Genomic DNA, 24563 nt, shown 5'->3' on the forward strand with positions numbered 1-24563 from the left:
CGCGATCAGACTTTGAAGCGCGACACGCCGCCGCGCAGTCCGGCAGCCACCTGGCTCAGTTCATCGATGGCGAAGCTGGCCTGGCGCAACGACTCCACAGTCTGGGTGCTGGCATCGCTGAGCTGGGCCAGGGCCTGGTTGATCTGTTCGGCACCGGTGGCCTGGGCCTGCATGCCTTCGTTGACCATCAGTACCCGCGGCGCCAGCGCCTGCACCTGGTGGATGATCTGGCTGAGCTGCTCGCCCACCTGCTGGACTTCGAACATGCCCCGGCGCACTTCCTCGGAGAACTTGTCCATGCCCATGACCCCGGCCGACACGGCGGACTGGATCTCGCGCACCATTTGCTCGATATCGTAGGTGGCCACGGCCGTCTGGTCGGCCAGGCGTCGCACCTCGGTGGCGACCACGGCGAAGCCACGCCCGTACTCGCCCGCCTTCTCCGCTTCGATGGCGGCATTGAGCGACAACAGGTTGGTCTGGTCAGCCACCTTGACGATGGTCACCACCATCTGGTTGATGTTGCTGGCCTTCTCGTTGAGGATCGCCAGCTTGGCGTTGACCAGGTCGGCTGCGCCCATCACCTGGTGCATGGTTTCCTCCATGCGCGCCAGGCCCTGCTGGCCGGAGCCGGCCAATACCGAGGCCTGGTCGGCGGCGGAGGTGACTTCGGTCATGGTCCGCACCAGGTCACGGGAGGTGGCGGCGATTTCCCGCGAGGTGGCACCGATTTCCGTGGTGGTGGCGGCGGTTTCGGTGGCGGTGGCCTGCTGCTGCTTGGACGTGGCGGCGATTTCGGTGACCGAGGTGGTCACCTGCACCGACGAGCGCTGGGCCTGGGCCACCAGGTTGGCCAAGGCCTCGGCCATTTCGTTGAAACCGGTCTCGATGCTGCCGAACTCGTCCTTGCGGTCCAGGCTCAGGCGCATGCTCAGGTCGCCGGAGCGCAGTTTGTCCAACGCATGCACGACGCGCTGCACGGGCGCGGTGATCGCGCGCAGCAGCAACAGGCCGCAGATGCCTGCGGCAACGATTGCCAGCAGCAACGAGACGACCATGCTGCCCTTGGCGGTGGCCACCGCACTGACGATATCGTTGGTCGCCGACTCGGCCGATTCCCGGTTGCGCTCGATGACACCATTGAGGTGTTGGCGGCCATTGACCCACGCCGGCGTCAGCACATCGTTCACCAACCGTTCGGCCTCAGCGTAGTCCTTTTGCCGGTAGGTAGCCAGCACTTGGTCGAGGATCTTGATGTATTCCGCTTCCAGGCGCCGGAAGGTATCGAGGGCGGCCTGGTCGTCCGACTCCTTGATCGTGCCCTGGTAGCTGGCCATGTATTGCTTGAGACGCTCGTCGAACGACTTGAAGTCGGCCAGGTCGGCCGCCGTCATCTCGCGGCGATTGGACAGGCCCACCAGCTGCTGGCTGGCCACGTAGCTGTCGACCCAGGCACTGCGCAGCATCGAGCTGTAGTAGAAGCCGGGAATGCTGTCGGACCCCACCGATTCTTCGCTGGCCTCGATCGCCACCAGCCGCGAGTAGGCGGCAACGATCATCAGCAGCATGATGGCGATGATCACGGCGAAACTTGCCAGGATCCGTTGGCGCAAGGTCCAGTTCTTCACATTCAGCCCTCAGGAATTCGATACGAGCGGGGAAAATCGCCAGAGTATAGCGTAGGCGCCCAGCGCAATCGCAGCTCAATCAAGGGGTGACGGGGCTTCCCTGCCCAGGTCGGGTCATTGCCCGGCGGCGAGCTTGACCTGTGCCTCCAATTCCTGGCGCAAGTTCGCGTCCAGACGCAGCTGGCGTGCCAGTTCATCCAGGTAGGCGCGCTCCATGAAGTTCTCCTGGTCGACCATCATCACGCTCGCCAGGTACATCTCGGCGGCCATTTCCGGTGTCTGCGCGGCGCTGGCAACTTCGGCGGGGTCCAGCGGCTTGTTCAGTTCGGCATGCAGCCAATGCTGCAGTTCGCGGTCGTTGTCGAGCCTGACGAACTCGCCTTCGATCAATGCCCGCTCACGCTCGTCGATATGGCCATCGGACTTCGCGGCCGCCACCAGGGCGCGCAGCACGGCCTGGCTGTGCTGCTCGGCCTGGGCAGCCGGCAGGCGGTCGAGGGTCTGCGGCTCCTGCGGCTGGGCCGTGCCCTGGCGCGCCTGCCAGTTGCCATAGGCTTTGTAGGCCAGCACGCCAAGAGCGGCCAGGCCACCATAGGTCAGCGCCTTGCCGCCATACTTGCGGGCCTTCTTGTTGCCCAGCAGCAGGCCCATGGCCCCTGCCGCCAACGCGCCGCCACCGGCACCGGAGAGCAGGCTGCCAAGGCCGCCCTTGCCCGCCTGGCCACCCAGCAGGTCGCCAAGGCCGGGGGCCTTGCCGGCCTCGCTCTTGCCTTGCGAGTTCTGCAGCAATTGCTGGCCGGACTTGAGCAATTGATCGAGCAAGCCACGGGTGTTCATCTGGCATTGCCTCTTCACTGGAAAGGAAAGCCCCAGATTAGGCCCGCACGCTGAACTCACGCTTAATGCATTTGCTTCCAGATGTTGCGCGGCCACCCGATAAAAACGGACTAGACTCGACTGCGGCCCATGCCAACCACAGATATCTTCTCGGCGCCTATTCCTTGCCCCGTGGCGGCGAAAGCGTTGCGGGCAGCGGCAAATGACCTAGGAGGACTCCCATGCACACCCGAATGCTGATCAATGGCCGCCTGGTGAACGGCGAAGGTCCGGCCTGGACCGTGCTGAACCCGGCCCTGGGCAGCGCCCTGGCGCAGATCAACGAGGCCAGCGAGGCCCAAGTGGACGCCGCGGTGCGCGCAGCCGACCAGGCCTTCGACACTTGGTCGCAGACCACCCCAAAGGACCGTGCACAGGCCTTGCTGGCGTTGGCCGACACGGTCGAACGCCACGGCGAGGAGCTGGCCCGGCTGGAATCGCAGAACTGCGGCAAGCCGTTCGCCGCCGCACTGGCTGACGAGATCCCGGCCATCGCCGACGTGTTCCGCTACTTCGCCGGTGCCGCCCGCTGCCTGGGCGGCTCGGCGGCCGGCGAATACCTGCCGGGCCATACCTCGATGATCCGTCGCGATCCATTGGGCGTAGTCGCCTCCATTGCCCCGTGGAACTACCCGTTGATGATGCTGGCGTGGAAGATCGCCCCAGCGCTGGCGGCAGGCAACACGGTGGTGCTCAAACCCTCGGAGATGACACCGCTGACCGCTCTGCGCCTGGCCGAGCTGGCCCAGGACCTGTTGCCCGCCGGGGTGCTGAACATCGTCTTCGGTCGTGGCCAGACGGTCGGCACGCCGCTGGTCACCCACCCCAAGGTGCGCATGGTCTCGCTGACCGGCTCCATCCCCACCGGTGCGCGCATCATCGGTGCCACCGCCGAAAGCGTGAAGCGCATGCACATGGAGCTGGGTGGCAAGGCGCCGGTGCTGGTGTTCGATGATGCCGACCTGGGTGCCGCCATCGAGGGCATCCGCACGTTCGGGTTCTACAACGCAGGCCAGGACTGTACCGCCGCCTGCCGGCTCTACGTGCAGGATGGCATCTACGAACGCTTCGTCGAGCGCCTGGGCCAGGCCGTGGCCACGATCAAGCCTGGCCTGCAGGATGCCACCGATACCGAACTAGGCCCTTTGATCAGCGCCCAGCATCGCGACAAGGTCGCAGGCATGGTGCAGCGGGCCATCGCCCAGCCGCACATCCGTCTGGTCACCGGCGGCAAGGTACTGCCCGGCGACGGCTTCTTCTTCGAGCCCACGGTACTGGCCGACGCCCAGCAGGACGACGAGATCGTGCGCCACGAAGTGTTCGGCCCGGTGGTATCGGTGACGCGCTTCAGCGACGAGGCCCAGGCCCTGGCCTGGGCCAACGACTCCGACTACGGCCTGGCCTCGTCGGTGTGGACCCGCGACACCGGTCGCGCCCATCGCCTGGCGGCGCGCCTGCAGTATGGCTGCACCTGGGTCAATACCCACTTCATGCTGGTGAGCGAAATGCCCCATGGCGGGCAGAAACATTCGGGGTATGGCAAGGACATGTCGATGTATGGCCTGGAGGACTACACCTGCGTGCGGCATGTGATGATCAAGCATTGAGCTGACGGACGAGATGACGCCGCGTCTTTCACCGGAAGCGGTGTCGCGATTTCATTCAACAAGCGCTTCCCCTTCCTACTCGCAAGCGGTTGTGACACGCGCAATTGGTATCATAGCCTGATACCATGAGCACACATCAGCGAACGACCTTGTCCTTAATCTTCAGCAAGCCCGCTCCCAAGACCCTGGAATGGTCGCGGCTGGAGTCGCTTTTGGTATCGCTTGGCGCGAGGGTCATCGAGGGCAGAGGCTCTCGGGTGCGCTTCGAGTTAAAGGGGGTGGTGGCGACCTTTCATCGGCCACACCCAGACAGGCATGCAAAGCCATACCAGATATGCGACGCCCGTCAATTCCTCGAGCAGGTAGGAGTAACCCCATGAATGTCATGAGCTATCGCGGCTATAGCGCACGCATCGAGTACAGCGATGAAGACCAACTGCTGATCGGGCACGTTGCCGGCATACGCGATGTGATTGGTTTCCATGGCGAATCGATCAGTGAGTTGCGCAGCGCCTTCGAAGACGCCGTGGACGATTACCTGGAAACCTGCGAACGCTTGGGCCGGGCCCCGCAGAAAGCCTACTCCGGCAAGCTCAGCCTTCGCCTGGAACCGGCTCTCCACGCCAGCGTGGCAGCGAAGGCCGAACTGGCGCAGAAGAGCATCAACCAGTGGGTGAGCGACATCCTCGATCAAGCCGCCCGTAACTGAAATAGCGCGGTCACTCCCTCAAGTCCGACTCATGGATCGGGTTGGCCCGGCTGGTAGCCCGTTGGTACTGGGCCGGCCAGGTGGCCTTGTTGCCGCCCAGGTCGTCGTCGGCGTGCAGGGGCCAGTACGGGTCGCGCAGCAGCTCGCGGGCGAGGAAGATGATGTCGGCCTGCCCGGTGCGCAGGATGTGCTCGGCCTGGGCCGGTTCGGTGATCATGCCCACGGTGCCGGTGGCAATCTCCGACTCCTTGCGCACCCGTTCGGCAAATCGGGTCTGGTAGCCGGGGCCGGTGGGGATTTCGGCGTTGACCGAGGTGCCGCCGGAGGACACATCGATCAAGTCCACGCCAATGGCTCTCAGGCGCCGGGCCAGCTCGACGGTTTCGTCCGGGTTCCAGCCATCTTCGACCCAGTCGGTGGCCGAGACCCGTACGAACAGCGGCAGCTCCTGTGGCCACACCTTGCGCACCGCCTCGGTGACTTCCAGGGTCAGGCGGATACGGTTTTCGAAGCAGCTGCCATAGCGATCGCGCCGCTGGTTGCTCAGCGGCGACAGGAACTGGTGCAGCAGGTAGCCGTGGGCAGCATGCACCTCGACCACCTTGAAACCCGCCTCCAGGGCACGGCGCGCAGCATCGGCGAAGGCCTGGACGATGCCGGTGATTTCATCTTCGGACAACTCACGGGGCACGGTGTGCTCCGGGTCGAAGGCAATCTTCGACGGGCCTACCGGCTGCCAGCCGCCGTCTTCGACCTTGACACTGCCGTGCTTGCCCAGCCAGGGGCGATGGGTACTGGCCTTGCGCCCGGCATGGGCGAGCTGGATGCCGGGCACGGCGCCCTGGGCGGTGATGAAGCGGGTGATGCGCTGCAGGGGTGGGATCTGGGCGTCGTTCCACAGGCCCAGGTCCTCGGCACTGATGCGACCATCGGGGGTGACGGCGGTGGCTTCGGTGATCACCAGGCCAGCGCCGCCAACGGCACGGCTGCCCAGGTGCACCAGGTGCCAATCGTTGGCCAGCCCGTCAGCGGCGGAGTACTGGCACATGGGGGAGACGGCGATGCGGTTGGGTAGGGTCAGCTGACGCAGGGTGTAGGGCTCAAGCAGCAGGCTCATGAGGGGACCTCCCAGGGACTCCAATGGTTGGCCGGTCCGGGCACTTGTGTGAGGCCTTGGTCCGGTATCGGTAGTGTTCAGACTAGACCAGATAGGGAGTGCCTGCCTTCAGGGGGGCGGTGTCTGAAAGATCGAGCGCCGCCCAATCGTGGGAGGAGCGCGCGCCGATAAATCCGGCTACCGCGCCTCCATGTGTGCAATCATCAATTGCACGCTCTCCTGCCCGCGAAACTCGTTCACATCCAGCTTGTAGGCCAGCTCCACCCAACGCACCGTAGGGTTCGGCCAGACCTCCCGGTCGATCCCGAAGGCAATCCCGTCCAGCCTGACCGAACCGCACTCACTCTTGAGCACCACCTTCAGGTGCCGTTCCCCCACCACCCGCTGCTCGACCAACTGGAAAACCCCGTGGAACAATGGCTCGGGGAAGTGCTGCCCCCACGGCCCGGCATGGCGCAAGGCGCGTGCCAGGTCCAGGTGGAACTCCTCGACCGCCAGCGTCCCGTCGGACAGCAACCGCCCGGTCAGGTCCTCTTCCCCAAGGTGCCGGCGAACCTCCTCGTCGAAGGCTGCGGCAAACGCCGGGAAATGCTCCGCCGGCAACGACAGGCCGGCCGCCATGGCATGCCCGCCGAACTTGCTGATCAAGTGCGGATGCCGTGCAGCCACCGCATCCAGCGCATCGCGGATATGGAACCCAGGTACCGAGCGCGCCGACCCCTTGAGCATCCCCTCGCCGGCGTCGGCAAAGGCGATTGTCGGCCGGTGATAGCGCTCCTTCAGCCGCGACGCAAGGATGCCGATCACCCCCTGGTGCCAGTCGGGCTCGAACAGGCACAGGCCATAAGGCATGGACTCGACCGGCAGGTCCTTGAGCTGGGCCAGCGCCTCGCGCTGCATGCCCTGTTCGATGGACTTGCGGTCCTGGTTCAGCCCATCGAGCTGCTGGGCCATGTCCAGCGCCAAGGCTGCGTCATCGCAGAGCAGGCATTCGATCCCCAGGCTCATGTCGTCCAGGCGACCGGCCGCATTCAGGCGCGGGCCGAGAATGAAGCCAAGGTCGGTGGAGGTGATGCGCCGGTGATCGCGCCGGGCCACTTCGAGAATGGCCTTGAGCCCCGGCCGGGCCCGCCCGGCGCGGATACGCTCCAACCCCTGGTGCACCAGGATGCGGTTGTTGGCATCCAACGGCACCACGTCGGCGACGCTGCCCAGGGCCACCAGGTCGAGCAGCTCGCCGATATTCGGCTGCGCTTGGCTGTCATAGCGGCCCAGGCTGCGCAGGCGTGCACGCAGAGCCATCAATACATAGAAGATCACCCCCACGCCGGCCAGGGCCTTGCTGGGGAAATCGCAGCCGGGCTGGTTCGGATTGACGATCGCGTCGGCATCCGGCAGGTGCTCGCCCGGCAGGTGGTGGTCGGTGACCAGCACCTTCAGGCCGGCCGCCTTGGCGGCGGCGACGCCCTCGACGCTGGAGATGCCGTTGTCCACCGTGATCAGCAACTGCGGCTCGCGCTGCAGGGCCACCTGGACGATTTCGGGGGTCAGGCCATAGCCGTATTCGAAACGGTTCGGCACCAGGTAGTCGACATGGGCCGCGCCCAGCAGCCGCAGGCCAAGCACACCGACGGTACTGGCCGTGGCACCGTCGGCGTCGAAATCGCCGACGATGAGGATGCGCTGGCGCTGGTCGAGCGCCTCGACCAGCAGGTCCACCGCCGCGTCGATGCCCTTGAGCTGTTGGTAGGGCAGCAGCCGCGCCAGGCTCTTGTCCAGTTCGGCCTCCGACTGCACGCCACGGGCGGCATACAGGCGGGTCAGCAAGGGCGGGAGGTTACCGAGAAAGGGCAGGCTCGGTGGCAAGGGACGAGGTTCGATACGCATCGGGGGCTTCGGCAATCAGGTTGGGGACAGGTCAGCCACGCTCACCGAGCAGCCACTCCAGCTGCACTTCGTGCTGGCCACGGTCGTCGGTCACGAACAGGGTGCCCTCGCTGATCATCACGTCCCACTTGATCGAGCGGGGCATGTCGGTGGCCAGGGTCTCCAGCGCTTCCTGGGGCACCGCGGCGATGCTGAGGTTCTTCAGGCCCTTGACCGCATCGACCACCTTGTTCTGCCATACGCGCAGGCTGCCATAGGCCAGCAGGCTGGTACGTTCGGTACGGCGCGAGCACCAGGTCAGGCGCTCGGCATCCGGCTGGCCGACTTCGATCCAGTGCAGCACGCGGTCATCCAGGCTCTTTTCCCACAAAGCGGCCTCGTCCACGTCCGACAGGCCGCGGCCGAACGACAGGTTCTCGTTGTACCACAGGGCATAGGCCAGCAGGCGCACGGCCATGCGTTCCTCGGTTTCCGAAGGATGACGGGCGATGGTCTGGCGGACATTCTCGTATACGCCGCGGTCGAGGTCGGTCAGATTCAGTTCGAACTTGTAGGTGGTGGACGGCTGGGCCATGGGCGGGGGCTTCTTGCGAAATAAAAGTCACACAGTCTAACCGATCCCGCCCTTCGTTGTGCCGTGACAGTACCTGCAGCCGACGACCTATGATAAAACCACGCATCAACCCAGCCGCCACGGATGCCCCATGCCCACGCCCAGCAAACCCCTCGCCGGCCTGAAAGTGATCGAGCTCGGTACCCTGATCGCCGGCCCCTTCGCCTCGCGCATCTGCGCCGAATTCGGCGCTGAGGTCATCAAGGTCGAATCCCCCGATGGCGGCGACCCGCTGCGCAAATGGCGCAAGCTGTACGAGGGCACTTCGTTGTGGTGGTTCGTCCAGGCGCGCAACAAGCAATCGCTGACGCTCAACCTCAAGCACCCTGAGGGCCGTGAGATTCTCAAGCGGCTGCTGGCCGATGCCGACATCCTGATCGAGAACTTCCGGCCCGGCGTGCTGGAGAAACTGGGCCTGGGCTGGGATGTGCTGCATGCGCTCAACCCGCGCCTGGTCATGGTGCGCCTGTCGGGCTTCGGCCAGACCGGCCCGATGAAGGACCAGCCCGGTTTCGGCGCCGTGGGCGAATCCATGGGCGGCCTGCGCTACATCACAGGTTTCGAGGACCGCCCGCCGGTGCGCACCGGGATCTCCATCGGCGATTCGATCGCCGCCCTGTGGGGCGTGATCGGCGCACTCATGGCCCTGCGTCACCGCGAGGTCAACGGTGGCCAGGGGCAGGTGGTGGATGTGGCCTTGTACGAAGCCATCTTCGCCATGATGGAAAGCATGGTGCCGGAGTTCGATGTGTTCGGCTTCATCCGCGAGCGCACCGGCAACATCATGCCGGGCATCACGCCCTCCTCCATCCACACCAGCGCCGATGGCAAGCACGTGCAGATCGGCGCCAATGGCGATGCCATCTTCAAGCGTTTCATGCAGGCCATCGGCCGCGACGACCTGGCCAGCGACCCGGCCCTGGCCACCAACGATGGCCGGGACCTGCGCCGCGACGAGCTCTACGGCGTCATCGACCGCTGGGTCAACAGCCTGCCGCTGGCGCAGGTGATGCAGGTGCTGACCGATGCCGAGGTACCGGCGAGCCGGATCTACTCGGCCGAGGACATGTTCAACGACCCGCAGTACCTGGCCCGCGAAATGTTCCTCCAGGCCAGGCTGCCCGATGGCAAGCCGTTCAAGATGCCGGGCATCGTCCCCAAGCTCTCGGACACCCCGGGCTCCACCGAATGGGTCGGCCCGGCCCTGGGCGAACATACCGAGGCGGTGCTCGCCGGCCTGGGCTACGACGCGCCAGCCATCAGCCGGTTGCGCGAAGCCGGTGCGGTCTGACGGCACGCCGATGCCCATGGCCGTCCGACAGGTACTTGGCCTGCTGCTCCTGTTGTGTGGGTTGCTGCCCGCCATGGCCAGCGCCAAGGAGCGCCTGATGTGGCTGATACGCGACTTGCCGCCGTTCACCATCTTCGATGGCGTGGCACAAGGCCAGGGCGTCATCGACCGCTTGCTGCCACAGTTGATCACACAAATGCCCGAATACGAGCACAGCATCATCCGGGTCAATCGTGCCCGGGGCATGCAGATGCTCCAGGAACCCAGCTTCACCTGCGATCCGACCTTGCTGTGGACGCCGGAGCGGGCCAGGTTCGTGCATTTCTCCACACCGTCCTTGGGCGTGCTGAGCAGCGGCGTGGTAGTGCGTAAGCGCGACCAGGGCATGCTGGCGCCCCTTCTGGACGGCCAGCAAGTCGACCTCAAACGCTTGCTCGCCGAGCCCCGTCTCAAGCTTGGCGTGGTCGCAGAACGCAGCTACAGCACCCAGGTCGACGCTATGCTGCGCCAACTGCCCGACACCGTCGTGAGCCGCCATTACGGCAACGAAGCCACCACCAACCTGTTGCAGATGCAGCAGCTGGGGCGCCTGCAACTGGTGCTGGGGTACTGGCCGGAAATCCGCTACCTGATCCAGGTACAGGGTTGGCCGCTGGAAAATTATGCGTTCCATCCCATTCAAGGCGTGAACCGCTACCAGTTCCTGCACGTCGGCTGCTCCGATACACCGCTGGGGCGCGAAGCCATCCGCCATATCGACCAACTGCTGCCGGCCCTGCGTCGGGACGTCCTGCCTGCACTGTATGCCCAATGGCTGGACCCGGAGCAACGACAGGACTACCTGGAGCACAGCAAGCACTTTTTCGAAGACCGCCAGGACTAGGTTTATTGCCTGAAAGCCAAAAAGAAACCCCGGACGCTGGGGAAGGATCGTCCGGGGCCAAGCGAAGTCCAAGGGACTTCCAGGGGCAGCCCGCAGCACCGGAGCAAAGCGCTGTCACACCACCCCTACTGTTTCTGATGAGCCGTTCAGGCGAAGGTTCCCTGAAATGTTCGCTGGTGCTGCAAGGCCGCAATCACGCAGGGTTGCAAGCGGCCTTCGGCGATCTGCAGGTCCCGATGCAGGCCATCGACCAGATCGACCAGCAGCCGCTGGTCCTGCAACTGACGTTGGCTCACGGTGCGTTGGAGGGTCACTTCCCCTTGCTTGTCGACCACGGTGAGTTGGCGGTTGCCGCTGGCGTCGGTTTCGCCAAGGTGGGCCTGGTAAGGGGTCAGGGCATGGTTGAGCAGTTTGCAGATTCTTTCCATCCGGCTTACTCGCTGTTCGTGGAACCTATCGGAACTGACCACCAGGCGCAGCGGAAAGTTCGTCACACGGCGCCGGTCACCTTGAGCATGCGCGGGGGAGATGACAGTTTGACAACGGGCCTAGACGGATAGGCCGGCCGGCAACGCCAGGCGCTCCAGTGCTCTTTGCAAGGTCGGCATCGACAAGGGCCAGGACAACTCACCGACGACCTTGAGGTCCTGCCGCCGGGCTTCGCGGGCCAGGCTCTCCCCCTGCCCCGCCGGCTCGCCGACGAACAACAACGCACAAGGACGCTGCGCGCGATCCACCTGCCGGAGCAGGACTCGCCCCTCTCGTACCGGCATGGCATTGTCCAGGATCAGCAGGTCGATCGTACCGCGTTGCGCCAGGCAGGACTTGGCCTCGAGCAGGTCCTGGGCGACCCGTACATTGAAGACGCCGTGGGCATTGCAGGCCTGATGCAGGGAAATGTCGTGGGAAGGTCGTGCGTGAATCAGCACGTTGAGCCATTGCATGAGCCGCTCCTGGAGTATCGCACCCGCGTGAATGGGCAAGTCACTCTAATGGCGTCACGCTGAAAGCTATGTCAGAAAAATCCGAATCTTTTGTAGAAATATCCGCGCCACGCGCTGCGGGAATGGCTTGCGCGCCACGGCGCATGGCACCGGCGTTGCCGGTGATCGCGGGACAAGTCGGACCGGCGGTCCAACCTGTCCCGCGATGGCGTCAGAGCGGCTTGCCGCGGTTGCCGTGCTGGCTGACGAAGGCCTGGACGGTCTTCAGGTCATTGGCCAGGACCGTGCAGCGCTCTTCGCGGCTGAACAGATCGCTCAGGTGCGCCGGCAGTTCCAGGGCCTTGCCCACGCCTGCCTTTTCCACCGCCTCGGGGAACTTGACCGGGTGCGCCGTGCCCAGCACTACCATTGGCGTGTCCAGGCTGCGGCGGCATTCGCGGGCGGCCTTGACGCCGATCGCCGTGTGCGGGTCCAGCACCTCACCGGTGCTGGCGAACACCTCGGCGATGGTCTCGCAGGTCTGCTCGTCGGTCACCGCCAGGGAATCGAACAGCTTGCGGGCCTCGGTCCAGCGGTCTTGCTCGACGCTGAAGCCGCCGCCCTGCTTGAAGCGCTCCATCAGCTCGGCGATGGCGGCGCCGTTGCGACCGTGCAGGTCGAACAGCAGGCGCTCGAAGTTCGACGACACCATGATGTCCATCGACGGCGACAGGGTCGGGTGCAGGGCATCCTTGACGTACTGGTTGCCGCTCATGAAGCGGTGCAGGATGTCATTGCGGTTGGTGGCCACGATCAATTGGCTGATCGGCAGGCCCATGTTGCGTGCCAGGTAGCCGGCGAAGATGTCGCCGAAGTTGCCGGTCGGCACCGAGAAGGCCACCGAACGGGCCGGGCCACCCAGCTGCAGCGCTGCATGGAAGTAGTAGACGATCTGGGCCATGATCCGCGCCCAGTTGATCGAGTTCACCGCCACCAGGCGCGTGCCCTTGAGGAAGGACTGGTCGGCGAAGCTGGCCTTGACCATTTCCTGGCAGTCGTCGAAGTTGCCTTCGATGGCGATATTGTGGATGTTGTCACCGAAGATGGTGGTCATCTGGCGGCGCTGCACTTCCGACACGCGCTGGTGTGGGTGCAGGATGAAGATGTCGACGTTGTCGCAACGGCGGCAGCCTTCGATAGCTGCGGAGCCGGTGTCACCGCTGGTGGCGCCGACGATCACCACACGCTCTCCGCGCTTGGCCAGCACGTGGTCGAGCAGGCGGCCGAGCAGCTGCAGGGCGAAATCCTTGAAGGCCAGGGTCGGGCCGTGGAACAGTTCCATGACCCATTCGTTGCCTCCCAGCTGGCGCAGCGGCGCAACGGCGGCGTGGGCGAAGGCGCCGTAGGTTTCTTCCAGGATCTTCTTGAAGTCGGCATCGGCGATGCTGCCGTCGACGAACGGGCGCATCACCCGGAAGGCCAGTTCGTGGTACGGCAAGCCGGCCCAGGAGGCGATCTCCTCCTGGGTGAAGCGTGGCAGGTTTTCCGGCACGTACAGGCCGCCATCGCTGGCAAGGCCGGCCAGCAGGACATCTTCGAAATTCAGGGCCGGTGCCTGGCCGCGGGTACTGATATAGCGCATGGGTGCAAACCTTCGGTTCTGGGCGCGGGCCGCCGTCGCGGCCCGCCGCTGACATTAATTGAGCTGTTCGACGCGGATGCGCACGACCTTGCCGACCACGTCCTGCAAGGCTTCCAGGGCAACGATGGCGTCGTTGATGCGCTGCTCCACCACGCGGTGGGTCAGGAGGATCATCGGCACCAGGCCATCCTGCTCCTCGGCTTCCTTCTGCATGATCGACTCGATGTTGATACCGCGCTCGGAGAGGATGCTCGCCACCTGGGCCAGCACGCCCGGGTGATCCTTGGCCTGGATGCGCAGGTAGTAGGCGCTCTCGCAGGCCTCGATCGGCAGGATCGGGTGGGCCGACAGCGAGTCTGGCTGGAAAGCCAGGTGCGGCACGCGGTTCTCGGGGTCGGAGGTCATGGCGCGGACAACATCCACCAGGTCGGCGACGACCGAGGAGGCAGTCGGCTCCATGCCGGCACCAGCGCCGTAGTACAAGGTGGAACCAGCGGCGTCGCCATTGACCATCACGGCGTTCATCACGCCGTTGACGTTGGCGATCAGGCGGTCGTTGGGGATCAGCGTCGGGTGGACACGCAGCTCGATACCGGCGTCGGTGCTGCGGGCCACGCCCAGGTGCTTGATACGGTAACCCAGGGCCTCGGCGTAGTTGACGTCCGCAGTGGTCAGCTGGGTGATGCCTTCGGTGTAGGCCTTGTCGAACTGCAGCGGGATACCGAAGGCGATGGACGCCAGGATGGTCAGTTTGTGGGCGGCATCGATGCCTTCGACGTCGAAGGTCGGGTCGGCTTCGGCGTAGCCCAGGGCCTGGGCTTCGGCCAGCACTTCGGGGAAGGCACGGCCCTTGTCACGCATTTCGGTCAGGATGAAGTTGCCGGTGCCGTTGATGATGCCCGCCAGCCAGTTGATACGGTTGGCCGACAAGCCTTCGCGGATCGCCTTGATCACCGGGATACCGCCGGCCACCGCAGCTTCGAAGGCGACGATGACGCCCTTCTCGCGGGCCTTGGCGAAGATCTCGTTGCCATGCACGGCGATCAGCGCCTTGTTGGCGGTGACCACATGCTTGCCGTTCTCGATGGCCTTGAGCACCAGGTCACGGGCAATGGTGTAGCCACCGATCAGCTCGATGACGATATCGATCTCGGGGTTGCACGCGACCTCGAACACATCAGCGGTAATGGGGGTACCGGTAATCTGGCAGTTCGGGTTCTGCGAGCGCATGGCGATCTGTGCCACTTCAATACCGCGCCCGGCACGGCGGGCGATCTCCTCGGCGTTGCGCTGAAGTACATTGAAGGTTCCGCCACCGACGGTCCCCAACCCACAGATGCCTACTTTGACCGGTTTCACTGTGAACTCCCCATTGAACGGCCGGCACCTGCGCCGACCGTGAAACGTGCCGTCTCCCCATGAAGACGGCGTACTGTTTGAATTACTTGCCTTGCGCCAGCGCCAGCTTGGCCACCTGAGGGGCCGGCTGGTAGCCCGGAATCACCTGGCCACTTTCCAGGACGATCGCAGGCGTGCCATTGACGCCGATCGACTGGCCCAAGTGGAACTGCTTGCCGACCGGGTTGGCGCACTTGGCGGCCTTGATTTCCTTGCCATCGATCATCTTGTCCAGTGCCGCGCGACGGTCGCTGGAGCACCAGACCGCCTGCAGCTGTTCGTCACCCGGCGAGCCCAGGCCCTGGCGCGGGAAGGCGACATAGCGCACTTCGATACCGCGACGGTTGAGCTCGGGCACTTCGGCGTGCAGCTTGTGGCAATACGGGCAGGTGGTATCGGTGAAGACGGTGATATGCGATTTGGTCTGGCCCTTGGCAGGATAAACCACCATCTCGGCAGCCGGAATGCCGTTGATGAGCTTGGCGATGCCCTGGCGCTCGGTCTTTTCGGTGAGGTTGACCGGCTTGCCGTCCTGGATCTGGTACAGGTAGCCCTGCATCACGAACTGGCCGTCGGCGCTGGCATACAGCACGCGTCCGCCCTGCAGCTTGACTTCATAGAGGCCATTGACCGGGCTGCTGGCCACGCTCTCGATCGGTACTTCCAGCTCAAGCGTCTTGAGGGTGTTGCGGATCGCCTGCTCGGCGCCGGCACCGGCGTCGCTGGCCGCAGCCACGGCAAAGGTGCTGGCCAGCGCCAGGGCGGCGGCGGCGAAAAGATGGGTCACGCGCATGGGGTACTCCTGAAGGCGGACGGGGCCGGAGGGCGTCGACATGCGGCAAGCGGGCGTCGACCGTGCGGCCCTTGGAAACCGTCCAAGCCTACCACAACCGGCAGGCGCTAAATCAGCCCTCACACGCCACAGGTCGGAACATGAAAATCATTCATCCACGCGGATGGTGCTGGGCATGCAGCTGTTGCAGGCGCGCCTTGGCCACATGGGTGTAGATCTGCGTGGTGGACAGGTCGCTGTGCCCCAGCAGCATCTGCACCACACGCAGGTCCGCGCCGTGGTTGAGCAAGTGGGTGGCGAAGGCGTGGCGCAGGGTATGGGGCGACAGCGGCTTGTCGATCCCGGCCACCTTGGCCTGGTGCTTGATGCGGTGCCAGAAGGTCTGCCGGGTCATCTGCTCGCCCCGCTGGCTGGGGAACAGCACGTCGCTGGGGCGGCCGTTGAGCAGTTCGCCGCGCCCGTCGCGCAGGTAGCGCTCCAGCCACACCACAGCCTCCTCCCCCATCGGCACCAGGCGCTCCTTGCTGCCCTTGCCCATGACCCGCAACACGCCCTGGCGCAAATTGACCTGGTCCAATGTCAGGCTGACCAGTTCGGTAACGCGCAGCCCACAGGCATAAAGGACCTCAAGCATGGCCCGGTCGCGCTGGCCGATGGCCTCGCCCAGGTCCGGCGCCTTGAGCAATGCCTCGACGTCGGCCTCGGAGAGAGATTTGGGCAAAGGCCGGCCCAACTGCGGCATGTCGACCTGCAAAGTCGGGTCGACACTGACCAGCCGCTCGCGCAGCAGGTAGCGGAAAAAGCCGCGCAGCCCGGAAAGAAAGCGCGCCGTGGAACGCGGCTTGTAGCCCTGGTCGACGCGCCAGGCCAGGTGATCGAAGATCAGTTCGCGACCAACGTCCGGCAATGCCACGCCGCGCGCCTGCAGCCAGCCATTGAACAGGGCCAGGTCGCTTCGGTAGGAGGCGCGGGTGTTATCGGACAGGCCTTTTTCAAGCCACAGGGCATCGAGGAACTGGTCGATCAGGGGGTGGTCGAGGGCGGACATGAAATCTCGGTGGCAAACGACGAATTGGCGCTTAGTCTTTCATAACAACGTCGGCATAGGGAGCCCGCATGAGCGAACAGCAGATTCTCCTGAGTTTCGGTGGCATCGGTGCCGCCGCACTGGCTTGCCAATGGCTGGCCTGGCGCCTGAAGCTGCCTGCGATCCTGTTCCTGCTGCTGTGCGGGATCGTCGCCGGCCCCGTGCTCGGCTGGCTGTCGCCACAAGACCTGTTCGGCCCGCTGCTGATGCCGCTGGTATCCCTGGCCGTGGCCCTGATCCTGTTCGAAGGCAGCCTGACGCTGCACCTGTCCCAATGGCGTGAGATCGGCAGCGTGGTGCACCGGCTGGTGACCCTGGGCGCGCTGAGCACCTGGGTGGTGATCGCCCTGGCCACCCATTGGCTGCTGGGCTTCGACTGGCCGCTGGCGATCCTGTTCGGCACTCTGACCCTGGTGACCGGCCCGACGGTGATCGTGCCCATGCTCCGCGTGGTGCGGCCCAAGGCGGCGATCGCCAACATCCTGCGCTGGGAAGGCATCGTCATCGACCCGATCGGTGCCTTGCTGGCAGTGGTGGTCTACAGCTTCATCATCGCCCGCACCGATGGCGAAGGGCTCAGCCAGAGCCTGGTGACCTTCGGCGGGGTGATCTTCTGCGGCAGCGCCCTGGGCGCCGCCGGCGGCTGGCTGCTGGGCCAGGTGATGCGTGCCCAGTGGCTGCCGGAGTACCTGCACAACCTGGCCTCGTTGGCCGCGGTGCTGGGCATCTTCATCGCCGCCAACCAGATCGTCCATGAATCCGGCCTGCTGGCGGTGACGGTGATGGGCATGTGGCTGGCGAACATGCCGGGGGTGGATGTACGGCAGATCCTGCACTTCAAGGAAAACCTCAGCGTGCTGTTGATTTCCGGCCTGTTCATCCTCCTGGCCGCCCGCCTCGACCTGCATGCACTGCTGGCCCTGGGCCCGGCGGTACTGGCGTTGCTGCTGGTGATCCAACTGCTGGCACGCCCGCTCAATGTTCTGCTGTCCACCTGGGGCTCGACGTTGGCATGGCGCGAACGCCTGCTGCTGGCCTGGATCGCCCCACGGGGTATCGTCGCCGCGGCGGTCTCGGCCATCTTCGCCATCCGCCTGGACGAAGCGGGTCATGAGGGCGCCCTGCTGCTGGTACCTCTGACCTTCGCGGTGATCATCGGCACCGTGGTGCTGCAGAGCGCCACCGCCAGGCCCCTGGCCCGCCTGCTCAAGGTCGCCGAACCTGCGCCCAGCGGCTTTCTCATCGTCGGCGCCAACCCACCGGCACGCGCCGTCGCCAAAGCCTTGCAGCAACTGGGTAGCCGGGTCCTGCTGACCGACTCGAGCTGGGAAAACATCCGCGCTGCGCGCATGGATGGGCTGCCGACCTATTTCGGCAACCCTGCCTCCCAGCATGCCGATGCCCACCTGGACCTGGTCGGTCTTGGCCACCTGCTCGGCCTGTCGCCGGCAGGCGAGCTCAATGCCTTGGCCTGCGCGCGCTTTCGCCATGACTTCGGCCACAACCGCCTGTTCGTACTGGCCAGTGGCCTGGAGAAGCAGCGCAGCGACAAGCACCGGGCCAGCGAGGAACATCGCGGCCAACTGCTGGGGGCGAGCCCGATGACCTACGGGCAACTGGCCAACCGTCTGCACCAGGGCGCCGAGCTGTACAGCACCCACCTGACCGAGGGCTTTTCCTGGCAGGACTACCAGGACCTGCATGGCGATCGAGCCACCGTCCTGTTCGCCCGCGATGCCAATGGCTGGGTGCATGTGGCCAGCCCGGACGCACCGTTAAAACCCCAGCCAGGGTGGACGCTGGTGGCGCTGGTAGAGGCTGATCGGGAGGCGAAAACGGCTGTCGAGGCGGGCGTGGCCAATCGCTGAAGAATGGAAGGGGGGCGCTTTGCGCCCAATCGCGGGACAAGCCCGCTCCTACAGAGCCAGTGAACAATCCCTGCAGCAGAAAGCAAAAAAGCAGCCCGAAGGCTGCTTTTTCTCTCGCAAGGTGGCCTCGGCCACCGGTCAAACTGCACTCAGGACAGTTTTTCCTTGATGCGAGCGGCTTTGCCGGACAGGTCGCGCAGGTAGTACAGCTTGGCCTTACGCACGTCACCACGACGTTTCACGGACAGGCTGTCGATCTGCGGGCTGTAGGTCTGGAAGGTACGCTCTACGCCAACGCCGCTGGAGATCTTGCGCACGGTGAAGGCGCTGTTCAGGCCGCGGTTGCGCTTGGCGATAACGACACCTTCGAACGCCTGCAGACGGGAACGGTCGCCTTCCTTCACTTTGACCTGGACGACAATGGTGTCGCCTGGTGCGAAGGCAGGGATTTCCTTGTTCATCTGCTCGGCTTCGAGCTGCTGGATGATCTTGTTGGTCATGCTGTGCTCCTAAGGCGGATAACTCGATCCACCATCGATACGTTAACTATCGTCCCGCTCGCGGAGGTATTCCTCGAGCAGCTTCTTCTCTTCTCCAGAAAGCGAGCGACTTTCCAGAAGATCGGCGCGTCGTTCGAAGGTCCTACCAAGGGACTGCTTCAACCGCCAACGCCGGATGTGTGCATGGTTGCCGCTAAGCAACACGTCGGGAACGCGCTGATCCGCATACACCTCCGGTCGGGTGTAGTGCGGGCAATCGAGCAGACCATCGGTGAAGGAATCTTCCTGCGCCGAGTCCACATGCCCTAAAGCTCCGGGCAGCAATCGCGTAACCGCATCGATCAGTACCATGGCCGGCAGCTCGCCACCGGAAAGCACATAGTCGCCAATCGACCACTCTTCATCGACATGAGCCTCGATAAAACGCTCGTCGATGCCTTCATAACGGCCGGCAATCAGGATCAACGATTCCTGTTGTGCCAGACCTTCGACCGCCTGCTGGGTCAGCTTGCGGCCTTGTGGCGAGAGGTAGATCACCTTCGCCGATGCTCCGGTTGCCTGCCTGGCGCTGGCCAGGGCGTCTTCCAGAGGCTTGATCTTCATCACCATGCCAGGACCACCGCCAAAAGGCCGATCATCCACCGTGTGATGGCGATCCGTGGTGTAGTCCCGCGGGTTCCAGCAGGTCACCTGCAGCAACCCCTGTTTCACCGCGCGGCTGGTAATGCCGTACTCCGTGATGGCCGAGAACATCTCGGGGAACAGGGTGACGACTTCTACGCGAAGGTTGCCCATCGTTAGAAATCCGCGTCCCATTCGACTCGCATCACGCCTGCTTCCAGGTCGACTGCCAGCACACATTGCTCCGTATAGGGCAACAGACGCTCGCGATCATCCAGGCTGCCTGCGCAAGGCTTGACCACCATTACATCGTTCGCACCGGTCTCCAACAGGTGATCGATCTTGCCGAACAGCTGTTCGTCCTGATTGATGACCTTCAGGCCCACCAACTGGTACCAGTAGTACTCGTCGGCTGCCAGGTTGGGCAAAAGGCTCCGCGGGATGCAGATTTCGTAACCGCTCAGAAGACGCGCTTCATCACGATCATCGAGGCCTTTCAATTTCACGACCAGGCCCTTTTGGGAGCCACGACCGTTGACCAGCTCGACCTGCTTTACCTTGCCTTCGTGCCGAAGCGTCCAGCGCGGATAATCCAACAGGTTTTCAATCGGATCGGTAAAGGAGTACACCTTCACCTCGCCGCGAACGCCGTGAACCGAAAAAATCTTGCCGACGACGATGAGGGCGTCAGCGTTTTCTGGCGTCGCGTTCATACTGCTCAGGCAGCGGCCTTGGCAGCGTCCTTCAGCAGCTGAGCAACACGCTCAGACGGCTGCGCGCCCTGGCTCAGCCAGTAGTTGACGCGTTCCTGGTTGACCGACAGCTTGACTTCGGCGCCCGATGCGATCGGGTTGAAGAAGCCAACGCGCTCAACGAAACGGCCGTCACGGGCGTTACGCGAGTTGGTCACGGTCAGGTGGTAGAATGGGCGCTTTTTCGAGCCGCCACGGGCAAGACGGATGGTTACCATGTGAACATCGTTCCTATAGTCGGTGCTGCAAATCTGAATGCCCAAATGGGCACAGGGTGCCCAAAAGGCCGCATATTCTCGGGGAATACACGGACATTTGCAAATGCCTTTTTCGGCGAGGGCCTGCCGCGCCGTTCAGATCTGCCGGTTAAGCCGCGGATTTCGCGACATCGTTCCCGCCAAGGCGGGGGTTCCGGGTGGCTGCCCGATCAAAGGCAACCGCCCTGAATGACATTACAGCTTCGGCATGCCGCCACCCGGCAGCATCCCGCCCAGGCCACGCATCATCTTGGCCATGCCGCCCTTGGCGGAGAATTTCTTCATCATCTTCTGCATTTGCTTGTGCTGCTTGATCAGCCGGCCGACATCCTGCACCTGGGTGCCGGAGCCGAGGGCGATGCGGCGTTTGCGCGAGCCGCTGATGATTTCCGGGTCGCGGCGTTCGGCCGGCGTCATCGAGTCGATGATCGCCTCCATCTGCTTGAACTGCTTCTCGGCCGCGCCCTGGGCATTGCCCATCTGCGACAGGTTGACCCCGCCGATGCTCGGCAGCTTGTCCATCAGGCCGCCCAGGCCGCCCATGTTCTTCATCTGCTGCAGCTGGTCGCGGAAGTCCTCGAGGTCGAAGCCCTTGCCCTTCTTGAGCTTCTTGGCGAGCTTGTCAGCCTTGGCCTTGTCGATGTTCTGCTCGGCCTGCTCGATCAGGCTGAGCACGTCGCCCATGCCGAGGATTCGCGAGGCGATACGGTCCGGGTGGAACGGCTCCAGGGCCTCGGTCTTCTCGCCCATGCCGATGAACTTGATCGGCTTGCCGGTGATGGCGCGCACCGACAGCGCGGCACCGCCACGGGCGTCGCCGTCGACCTTGGTCAGCACCACGCCGGTCAATGGCAGCGCGTCGCCGAAGGCCTTGGCGGTGTTGGCGGCGTCCTGGCCGGTCATGGCGTCGACCACGAACAGGGTCTCGACCGGCTTGACCGCGGCGTGCAGGGCCTTGATCTCGTCCATCATGTCGGCGTCGATGTGCAGACGGCCGGCGGTATCGACGATCACCACGTCGATGTACTTGAGCTTGGCCTCGCGGATCGCCGCCTCGGCGATGGCCACGGGCTTCTGGCTGATGTCGGACGGGAAGAAGGTCACGCCGATGTCATTGGCCAGGGTTTCCAGCTGTTTGATCGCCGCCGGGCGGTAGACGTCGGCCGAGACCACCATCACGCTCTTTTTCTTGCGCTCTTTAAGGAAGCGCGCCAGCTTGCCGGCGGTGGTGGTCTTGCCCGCGCCCTGCAGGCCGGCCATCAGCACCACGGCGGGCGGAGCGGCATTGAGCGCCAGGTCTTCGTTGGCGGCGCCCATCAGGCCTTCGAGTTCGGCCTGGACGATCTTCACGAACGCCTGGCCCGGGGTCAGGCTGCGCGACACCTCGGTGCCGACCGCACGCTCCTTGACGCTGTTGACGAAATCCTTGACCACCGGCAGGGCGACGTCGGCCTCGAGCAGGGCCATGCGCACTTCGCGCAGCGTGTCCTTGATGTTGTCTTCGGTCAGCTTGGCCTTGCCGGTGACATGGCGCAGCGTCTGTGACAGGCGGTCGGTCAGGTTTTCGAACATGGTGATCCTTTCAGGCCCTAGTGAAGCCGAGGTTTTTCAGGCGCCCAGGTGAATATGTACACGCGCTGGGCACAGCAAGGCGGCGATTATAGCGAAGAGCGGCGACGGCGCACACCTTGGCACCACCGGATCTGGATGGTCGGTGCCCCCCAGCGCCGGCAAGCCGGCTCCCACAGGTATGGCGGTGTCTCTGAAAGCAGCGCGGGACAGGTGGGAGCCGCCTTGCCGGCGATGGGGCCTGCCGGTCTTCCTTGGCAGCGGCGATCTATGCCACACTCCGTCTCTTTAAGGCTCGCCAACCAGGACTTATGGTCTCCTCTCCCAGCCTCATCCCCAACCTGATCGCCGCCGGCCTTTATATAGCCGCAGCCATCTACCAGGGTGCCTACCTCGCCCAGGGCCGCAAGGCCGACAAGCGCCTGCTCGGCCTGCTCGGTGCCCTTGCCGTGCTCGCCCAGGGCGGCGCCCTGTTCTTCCAGTTGATCACCCCGCTGGGCCTGAGCCTGGACTTCTTCAGCGCCGCCAGCCTGATCGCCGTGGCGGTGATCGGCCTGACCCTGTTGGCCTGCCTGCGCATCCCGGTGGAAAACCTGCTGATACTGCTGTTCCCGCTCGGCGCCATCACCGCCCTGCTGGCCCAGTTCGCGCCACCCGGGACCGTGCCGTTGGTCAACGAGGAGCCGGGGATCCTGGCGCACATCCTGCTGTCGATCCTGGCCTATGGCCTGTTCACCATCGCCGTGTTCCAGGCCCTGTTGCTGCTGCTGCAGGACCACCAGCTCAAGCACAAGCACCCCTCCGGGTTGATCCGCAACTTCCCGCCCCTGCAAACCATGGAAAGCCTGCTGTTCGGCTTCCTCTGGGCGGGCTGGGGCCTGCTTTCGCTGTCGCTGGTGTCCGGCTGGCTGTTCCTGGATAACCTGTTCGCCCAGCACCTGGTGCACAAGACCTTGCTGTCCTGCATCGCCTGGGTGGTGTTCGGCTTGTTGCTGTGGGGCCGCACCCGCCTGGGCTGGCGTGGCCACAAGGCAATCCGCTGGACCCTCGCCGGTTTCTGCCTGCTGATGCTGGCCTATTTCGGCAGCAAGCTGGTACGTGAATTCATCCTGCATATCTGACGGCCGCCCATGAACACCCTGCCGTACGCACCGCTACTCGGCACCTTGGCACTGGCGCTGCTGTGGTCGGCGCTGTTCACCGCGGTCGACGCGGCCCGCCAACTGCTCAACGGCCACCAGCGCCCCGCTGAAAGCACCGAACCCGCCCTGCCGGCCCAGGCCGTGGTGCTGTGTGCGAGCCTGGGCAAGCTGCTGGTGCTCGGCCTGGCCTGCCTGGCCGGGCAGCGCTACAACGGTGAGCATGGCTTCTGGCTGGCCGGCTTGGCAGCCACCTTCACCTTGCTGGTCCTGGGCGAATACCTGCCACGACGCATGGCCCGGCGCAACCCGCAGGCCTTCGTCGCCCTCGGCGCCCTGTTGCGCTGGCCGCTGGTGTTATTGCAGCCGCTGGCCTGCCTGCTCGATGGCTGCGCCAAACTGCTCCTGCGGCCGTTTCGCACCCCGCCCACGGCGGTAGCCCTGCACCCGGAGGAGCACGACGACTTCGACGACGCCGAACCCTTCGAGGCCCCTCGGGCGGGCCTGCTTGAAGGCCTGCAATCGCTGGACAAGATCACCGTCAACGACATCCTGGTGCCGCGCAACGAAGTGGACGGCATCAACCTGGACGAGCCGATCGAGCAGATCATCGAGCAGCTGATCGTCAGCCGCCATACCCGCCTGCCGGTCTATCACAGCGATATCAACCAGGTCGAAGCCATCCTCAACACCAAACAGATCAGCCACCTGCTACCCCACGCCGAACTGACCCGCGAGGCGTTGCGGGCCGCCTGCTATGAGCCCTATTTCGTTCCCGAAAGCACACCGCTGCAGATGCAGCTGCTGAACTTCCACAAGCAGCAGCGGCGCCTGGGCGTGGTGGTCGACGAATATGGCGAAGTGCTGGGGATCGTCACCCTGGAGGATATCCTCGAGGAGATCGTCGGCGAGTTCGAGGACGAACAGTCCCTCGACAACCCCCACGTCCACCCCCTGGCCGATGGCCGCTACGTGATCGAAGGCACCGCCTCGCTGCGCGAGATCAACCGCAGCCTCGGCTGGCATCTGCCCTGCGACGGCGGCCCGAAGACCCTCAACGGCCTGGTCACCGAAGCCCTGGAAAGCATCCCGGAAAGCGCCGTTTGCCTGAAGATCGGCCGCTATCGCCTGGAAATCCTCGAAACAGAGGACAATTGCGCCAGCAAGGTACTGGTGTGGACCGTGACCCGGTAGCTATACTCGGGTCACGCTTACCCAGCCCTGCCGTCCCGCCCGCTACCCGCACCCGGCGTCCTACGGCCAGTCCGCTCCACTGACACGCCCCGCGGTCCTGCTTCACCACCCAGAACAGCCCGCTCCCCTTCCCTACCCCCTGGGCTATCGTCAGTCGGGCGACTCACCACTATTCGCTCCGGCGCCCGTGCGCCCCTGCCTGCCCGGCA

Annotated in this window: 24 protein-coding genes; 8 read left to right on the top strand and 16 right to left on the bottom strand. The window is 64.6% G+C overall.

The annotated features are described in order from the left end of the window. Positions 1 to 5 precede the first annotated feature (5 nt). Positions 6 to 1628, bottom strand: coding sequence for a methyl-accepting chemotaxis protein (locus ACNFCI_RS11605; RefSeq protein WP_084856787.1), 1623 nt, complete (start codon positions 1626 to 1628; stop codon positions 6 to 8). Positions 1629 to 1742: 114 nt separating this feature from the next. Then, the gene (locus tag ACNFCI_RS11610) at positions 1743 to 2465 is read right to left on the bottom strand and encodes a tellurite resistance TerB family protein (RefSeq protein WP_084856785.1); all 723 of its coding nucleotides are present in this window, start codon (positions 2463 to 2465) and stop codon (positions 1743 to 1745) included. 221 nt (positions 2466 to 2686) lie between these two features. Between ACNFCI_RS11610 and ACNFCI_RS11615 the strand changes: the two genes are divergently transcribed. The 3 genes from ACNFCI_RS11615 (at position 2687) to ACNFCI_RS11625 (ending at position 4820) form a co-directional block, all read left to right on the top strand. Further along, entirely contained in the window at positions 2687 to 4111 is a 1425-nt protein-coding gene (locus ACNFCI_RS11615) for a gamma-aminobutyraldehyde dehydrogenase (RefSeq protein WP_416767989.1), read from the top strand. A 125-nt stretch (positions 4112 to 4236) separates the two neighbouring features. Beyond that, positions 4237 to 4491 (top strand): type II toxin-antitoxin system HicA family toxin, encoded by a 255-nt coding sequence (locus ACNFCI_RS11620; RefSeq protein WP_416767990.1) that lies wholly within the window; start codon positions 4237 to 4239, stop codon positions 4489 to 4491. After that, positions 4488 to 4820, top strand: a complete 333-nt coding sequence (locus ACNFCI_RS11625) for a type II toxin-antitoxin system HicB family antitoxin (RefSeq protein ID WP_084856780.1) — start codon at positions 4488 to 4490, stop codon at positions 4818 to 4820. Before ACNFCI_RS11620 ends, ACNFCI_RS11625 begins: the two co-directional genes overlap by 4 nt. Before the next feature lie 10 nt (positions 4821 to 4830). On the opposite strand, the gene ACNFCI_RS11630 is transcribed toward ACNFCI_RS11625, so the two are convergent. From ACNFCI_RS11630 to ACNFCI_RS11640, 3 genes are all read right to left on the bottom strand, one after another. Then, entirely contained in the window at positions 4831 to 5937 is a 1107-nt protein-coding gene (locus ACNFCI_RS11630; RefSeq protein WP_084856779.1) for an NADH:flavin oxidoreductase/NADH oxidase, read from the bottom strand. A gap of 177 nt (positions 5938 to 6114) precedes the next feature. Then, complete coding sequence (gene recJ / locus ACNFCI_RS11635; protein ID WP_084856777.1) at positions 6115 to 7824, bottom strand: single-stranded-DNA-specific exonuclease RecJ; 1710 nt, start codon at positions 7822 to 7824, stop codon at positions 6115 to 6117. 31 nt (positions 7825 to 7855) lie between these two features. After that, complete coding sequence (locus tag ACNFCI_RS11640; RefSeq protein ID WP_084856775.1) at positions 7856 to 8398, bottom strand: YaeQ family protein; 543 nt, start codon at positions 8396 to 8398, stop codon at positions 7856 to 7858. 130 nt (positions 8399 to 8528) lie between these two features. On the opposite strand from ACNFCI_RS11640, the gene ACNFCI_RS11645 reads away from it, so the two are divergent. Further along, positions 8529 to 9728 (top strand): CaiB/BaiF CoA transferase family protein, encoded by a 1200-nt coding sequence (locus ACNFCI_RS11645; protein WP_324813148.1) that lies wholly within the window; start codon positions 8529 to 8531, stop codon positions 9726 to 9728. Between the two features lie 10 nt (positions 9729 to 9738). Continuing rightward, positions 9739 to 10611: a TIGR02285 family protein gene (locus ACNFCI_RS11650; RefSeq protein ID WP_253249334.1), complete on the top strand. Its 873-nt coding sequence runs from the start codon at positions 9739 to 9741 to the stop codon at positions 10609 to 10611. Between the two features lie 146 nt (positions 10612 to 10757). Here ACNFCI_RS11650 and ACNFCI_RS11655 read toward each other — a convergent pair whose 3' ends face one another. The 6 genes from ACNFCI_RS11655 to xerD all read right to left on the bottom strand — a co-directional run bounded on the left by ACNFCI_RS11655 (position 10758) and on the right by xerD (position 16415). Next, complete coding sequence (locus ACNFCI_RS11655; RefSeq protein ID WP_084856772.1) at positions 10758 to 11039, bottom strand: DUF3509 domain-containing protein; 282 nt, start codon at positions 11037 to 11039, stop codon at positions 10758 to 10760. A 120-nt stretch (positions 11040 to 11159) separates the two neighbouring features. Continuing rightward, positions 11160 to 11555: a response regulator gene (locus ACNFCI_RS11660; protein ID WP_084856770.1), complete on the bottom strand. Its 396-nt coding sequence runs from the start codon at positions 11553 to 11555 to the stop codon at positions 11160 to 11162. A gap of 211 nt (positions 11556 to 11766) precedes the next feature. Then, positions 11767 to 13176 carry a threonine synthase gene (gene thrC / locus ACNFCI_RS11665; RefSeq protein ID WP_084856769.1) on the bottom strand — a complete coding sequence of 470 codons (1410 nt, stop codon included), beginning with the start codon at positions 13174 to 13176 and terminating at the stop codon, positions 11767 to 11769. 54 nt (positions 13177 to 13230) lie between these two features. Next, complete coding sequence (locus ACNFCI_RS11670; RefSeq protein WP_224456721.1) at positions 13231 to 14535, bottom strand: homoserine dehydrogenase; 1305 nt, start codon at positions 14533 to 14535, stop codon at positions 13231 to 13233. Between the two features lie 82 nt (positions 14536 to 14617). Beyond that, on the bottom strand, positions 14618 to 15367 hold the full coding sequence (locus ACNFCI_RS11675; RefSeq protein WP_324813163.1) for a DsbC family protein: 750 nt from the start codon (positions 15365 to 15367) through the stop codon (positions 14618 to 14620). Positions 15368 to 15518: 151 nt separating this feature from the next. After that, entirely contained in the window at positions 15519 to 16415 is an 897-nt protein-coding gene (gene xerD / locus ACNFCI_RS11680) for a site-specific tyrosine recombinase XerD (RefSeq protein WP_084856764.1), read from the bottom strand. Positions 16416 to 16483: 68 nt separating this feature from the next. Here xerD and ACNFCI_RS11685 point away from each other — a divergent pair, with 68 nt between their 5' ends. Further along, positions 16484 to 18322 (top strand): cation:proton antiporter, encoded by a 1839-nt coding sequence (locus tag ACNFCI_RS11685; protein WP_084856763.1) that lies wholly within the window; start codon positions 16484 to 16486, stop codon positions 18320 to 18322. Positions 18323 to 18471: 149 nt separating this feature from the next. Here the strand turns inward: ACNFCI_RS11685 and rplS are convergent, their stop codons facing one another. From rplS to ffh, 5 genes are all read right to left on the bottom strand, one after another. Beyond that, positions 18472 to 18822: a 50S ribosomal protein L19 gene (gene rplS / locus ACNFCI_RS11690; protein ID WP_084856761.1), complete on the bottom strand. Its 351-nt coding sequence runs from the start codon at positions 18820 to 18822 to the stop codon at positions 18472 to 18474. Positions 18823 to 18864: 42 nt separating this feature from the next. Continuing rightward, the gene (trmD, locus tag ACNFCI_RS11695) at positions 18865 to 19617 is read right to left on the bottom strand and encodes a tRNA (guanosine(37)-N1)-methyltransferase TrmD (protein ID WP_196144557.1); all 753 of its coding nucleotides are present in this window, start codon (positions 19615 to 19617) and stop codon (positions 18865 to 18867) included. Between the two features lie 2 nt (positions 19618 to 19619). Next, entirely contained in the window at positions 19620 to 20156 is a 537-nt protein-coding gene (gene rimM, locus ACNFCI_RS11700) for a ribosome maturation factor RimM (RefSeq protein ID WP_070574704.1), read from the bottom strand. A gap of 5 nt (positions 20157 to 20161) precedes the next feature. Next, positions 20162 to 20413 (bottom strand): 30S ribosomal protein S16, encoded by a 252-nt coding sequence (gene rpsP / locus ACNFCI_RS11705; protein ID WP_023382041.1) that lies wholly within the window; start codon positions 20411 to 20413, stop codon positions 20162 to 20164. 234 nt (positions 20414 to 20647) lie between these two features. After that, on the bottom strand, positions 20648 to 22024 hold the full coding sequence (gene ffh / locus ACNFCI_RS11710) for a signal recognition particle protein (protein WP_043212452.1): 1377 nt from the start codon (positions 22022 to 22024) through the stop codon (positions 20648 to 20650). 308 nt (positions 22025 to 22332) lie between these two features. Here ffh and ACNFCI_RS11715 point away from each other — a divergent pair, with 308 nt between their 5' ends. Both ACNFCI_RS11715 and ACNFCI_RS11720 read left to right on the top strand, forming a co-directional pair. Further along, positions 22333 to 23142 (top strand): cytochrome C assembly family protein, encoded by an 810-nt coding sequence (locus tag ACNFCI_RS11715; protein WP_084856757.1) that lies wholly within the window; start codon positions 22333 to 22335, stop codon positions 23140 to 23142. Positions 23143 to 23151: 9 nt separating this feature from the next. Continuing rightward, the gene (locus ACNFCI_RS11720; RefSeq protein WP_416767991.1) at positions 23152 to 24354 is read left to right on the top strand and encodes a transporter associated domain-containing protein; all 1203 of its coding nucleotides are present in this window, start codon (positions 23152 to 23154) and stop codon (positions 24352 to 24354) included. The last annotated feature ends 209 nt before the right edge of the window (positions 24355 to 24563 follow it).

The organism is Pseudomonas sp. NY15356, from assembly GCF_048068175.1.
GTDB classification, from domain to species: domain Bacteria; phylum Pseudomonadota; class Gammaproteobacteria; order Pseudomonadales; family Pseudomonadaceae; genus Aquipseudomonas; species Aquipseudomonas putida_K.

Excerpts from the sequence above, each read along its gene's own strand:
- ACNFCI_RS11610 (WP_084856785.1), bottom strand. The coding sequence starts at position 2,465 with ATGAACACCCGTGGCTTGCTCGATCAATTGCTCAAGTCCGGCCAGCAA.
- ACNFCI_RS11615 (WP_416767989.1), top strand. The coding sequence starts at position 2,687 with ATGCACACCCGAATGCTGATCAATGGCCGCCTGGTGAACGGCGAAGGT.
- ACNFCI_RS11620 (WP_416767990.1), top strand. The coding sequence starts at position 4,237 with ATGAGCACACATCAGCGAACGACCTTGTCCTTAATCTTCAGCAAGCCC.
- ACNFCI_RS11625 (WP_084856780.1), top strand. The coding sequence starts at position 4,488 with ATGAATGTCATGAGCTATCGCGGCTATAGCGCACGCATCGAGTACAGC.
- ACNFCI_RS11630 (WP_084856779.1), bottom strand. The coding sequence starts at position 5,937 with ATGAGCCTGCTGCTTGAGCCCTACACCCTGCGTCAGCTGACCCTACCC.
- recJ (WP_084856777.1), bottom strand. The coding sequence starts at position 7,824 with ATGCGTATCGAACCTCGTCCCTTGCCACCGAGCCTGCCCTTTCTCGGT.
- ACNFCI_RS11640 (WP_084856775.1), bottom strand. The coding sequence starts at position 8,398 with ATGGCCCAGCCGTCCACCACCTACAAGTTCGAACTGAATCTGACCGAC.
- ACNFCI_RS11645 (WP_324813148.1), top strand. The coding sequence starts at position 8,529 with ATGCCCACGCCCAGCAAACCCCTCGCCGGCCTGAAAGTGATCGAGCTC.
- ACNFCI_RS11650 (WP_253249334.1), top strand. The coding sequence starts at position 9,739 with ATGCCCATGGCCGTCCGACAGGTACTTGGCCTGCTGCTCCTGTTGTGT.
- ACNFCI_RS11655 (WP_084856772.1), bottom strand. The coding sequence starts at position 11,039 with ATGGAAAGAATCTGCAAACTGCTCAACCATGCCCTGACCCCTTACCAG.
- ACNFCI_RS11660 (WP_084856770.1), bottom strand. The coding sequence starts at position 11,555 with ATGCAATGGCTCAACGTGCTGATTCACGCACGACCTTCCCACGACATT.
- thrC (WP_084856769.1), bottom strand. The coding sequence starts at position 13,176 with ATGCGCTATATCAGTACCCGCGGCCAGGCACCGGCCCTGAATTTCGAA.
- ACNFCI_RS11675 (WP_324813163.1), bottom strand. The coding sequence starts at position 15,367 with ATGCGCGTGACCCATCTTTTCGCCGCCGCCGCCCTGGCGCTGGCCAGC.
- xerD (WP_084856764.1), bottom strand. The coding sequence starts at position 16,415 with ATGTCCGCCCTCGACCACCCCCTGATCGACCAGTTCCTCGATGCCCTG.
- ACNFCI_RS11685 (WP_084856763.1), top strand. The coding sequence starts at position 16,484 with ATGAGCGAACAGCAGATTCTCCTGAGTTTCGGTGGCATCGGTGCCGCC.
- rplS (WP_084856761.1), bottom strand. The coding sequence starts at position 18,822 with ATGACCAACAAGATCATCCAGCAGCTCGAAGCCGAGCAGATGAACAAG.
- trmD (WP_196144557.1), bottom strand. The coding sequence starts at position 19,617 with ATGGGCAACCTTCGCGTAGAAGTCGTCACCCTGTTCCCCGAGATGTTC.
- rimM (WP_070574704.1), bottom strand. The coding sequence starts at position 20,156 with ATGAACGCGACGCCAGAAAACGCTGACGCCCTCATCGTCGTCGGCAAG.
- rpsP (WP_023382041.1), bottom strand. The coding sequence starts at position 20,413 with ATGGTAACCATCCGTCTTGCCCGTGGCGGCTCGAAAAAGCGCCCATTC.
- ffh (WP_043212452.1), bottom strand. The coding sequence starts at position 22,024 with ATGTTCGAAAACCTGACCGACCGCCTGTCACAGACGCTGCGCCATGTC.
- ACNFCI_RS11715 (WP_084856757.1), top strand. The coding sequence starts at position 22,333 with ATGGTCTCCTCTCCCAGCCTCATCCCCAACCTGATCGCCGCCGGCCTT.
- ACNFCI_RS11720 (WP_416767991.1), top strand. The coding sequence starts at position 23,152 with ATGAACACCCTGCCGTACGCACCGCTACTCGGCACCTTGGCACTGGCG.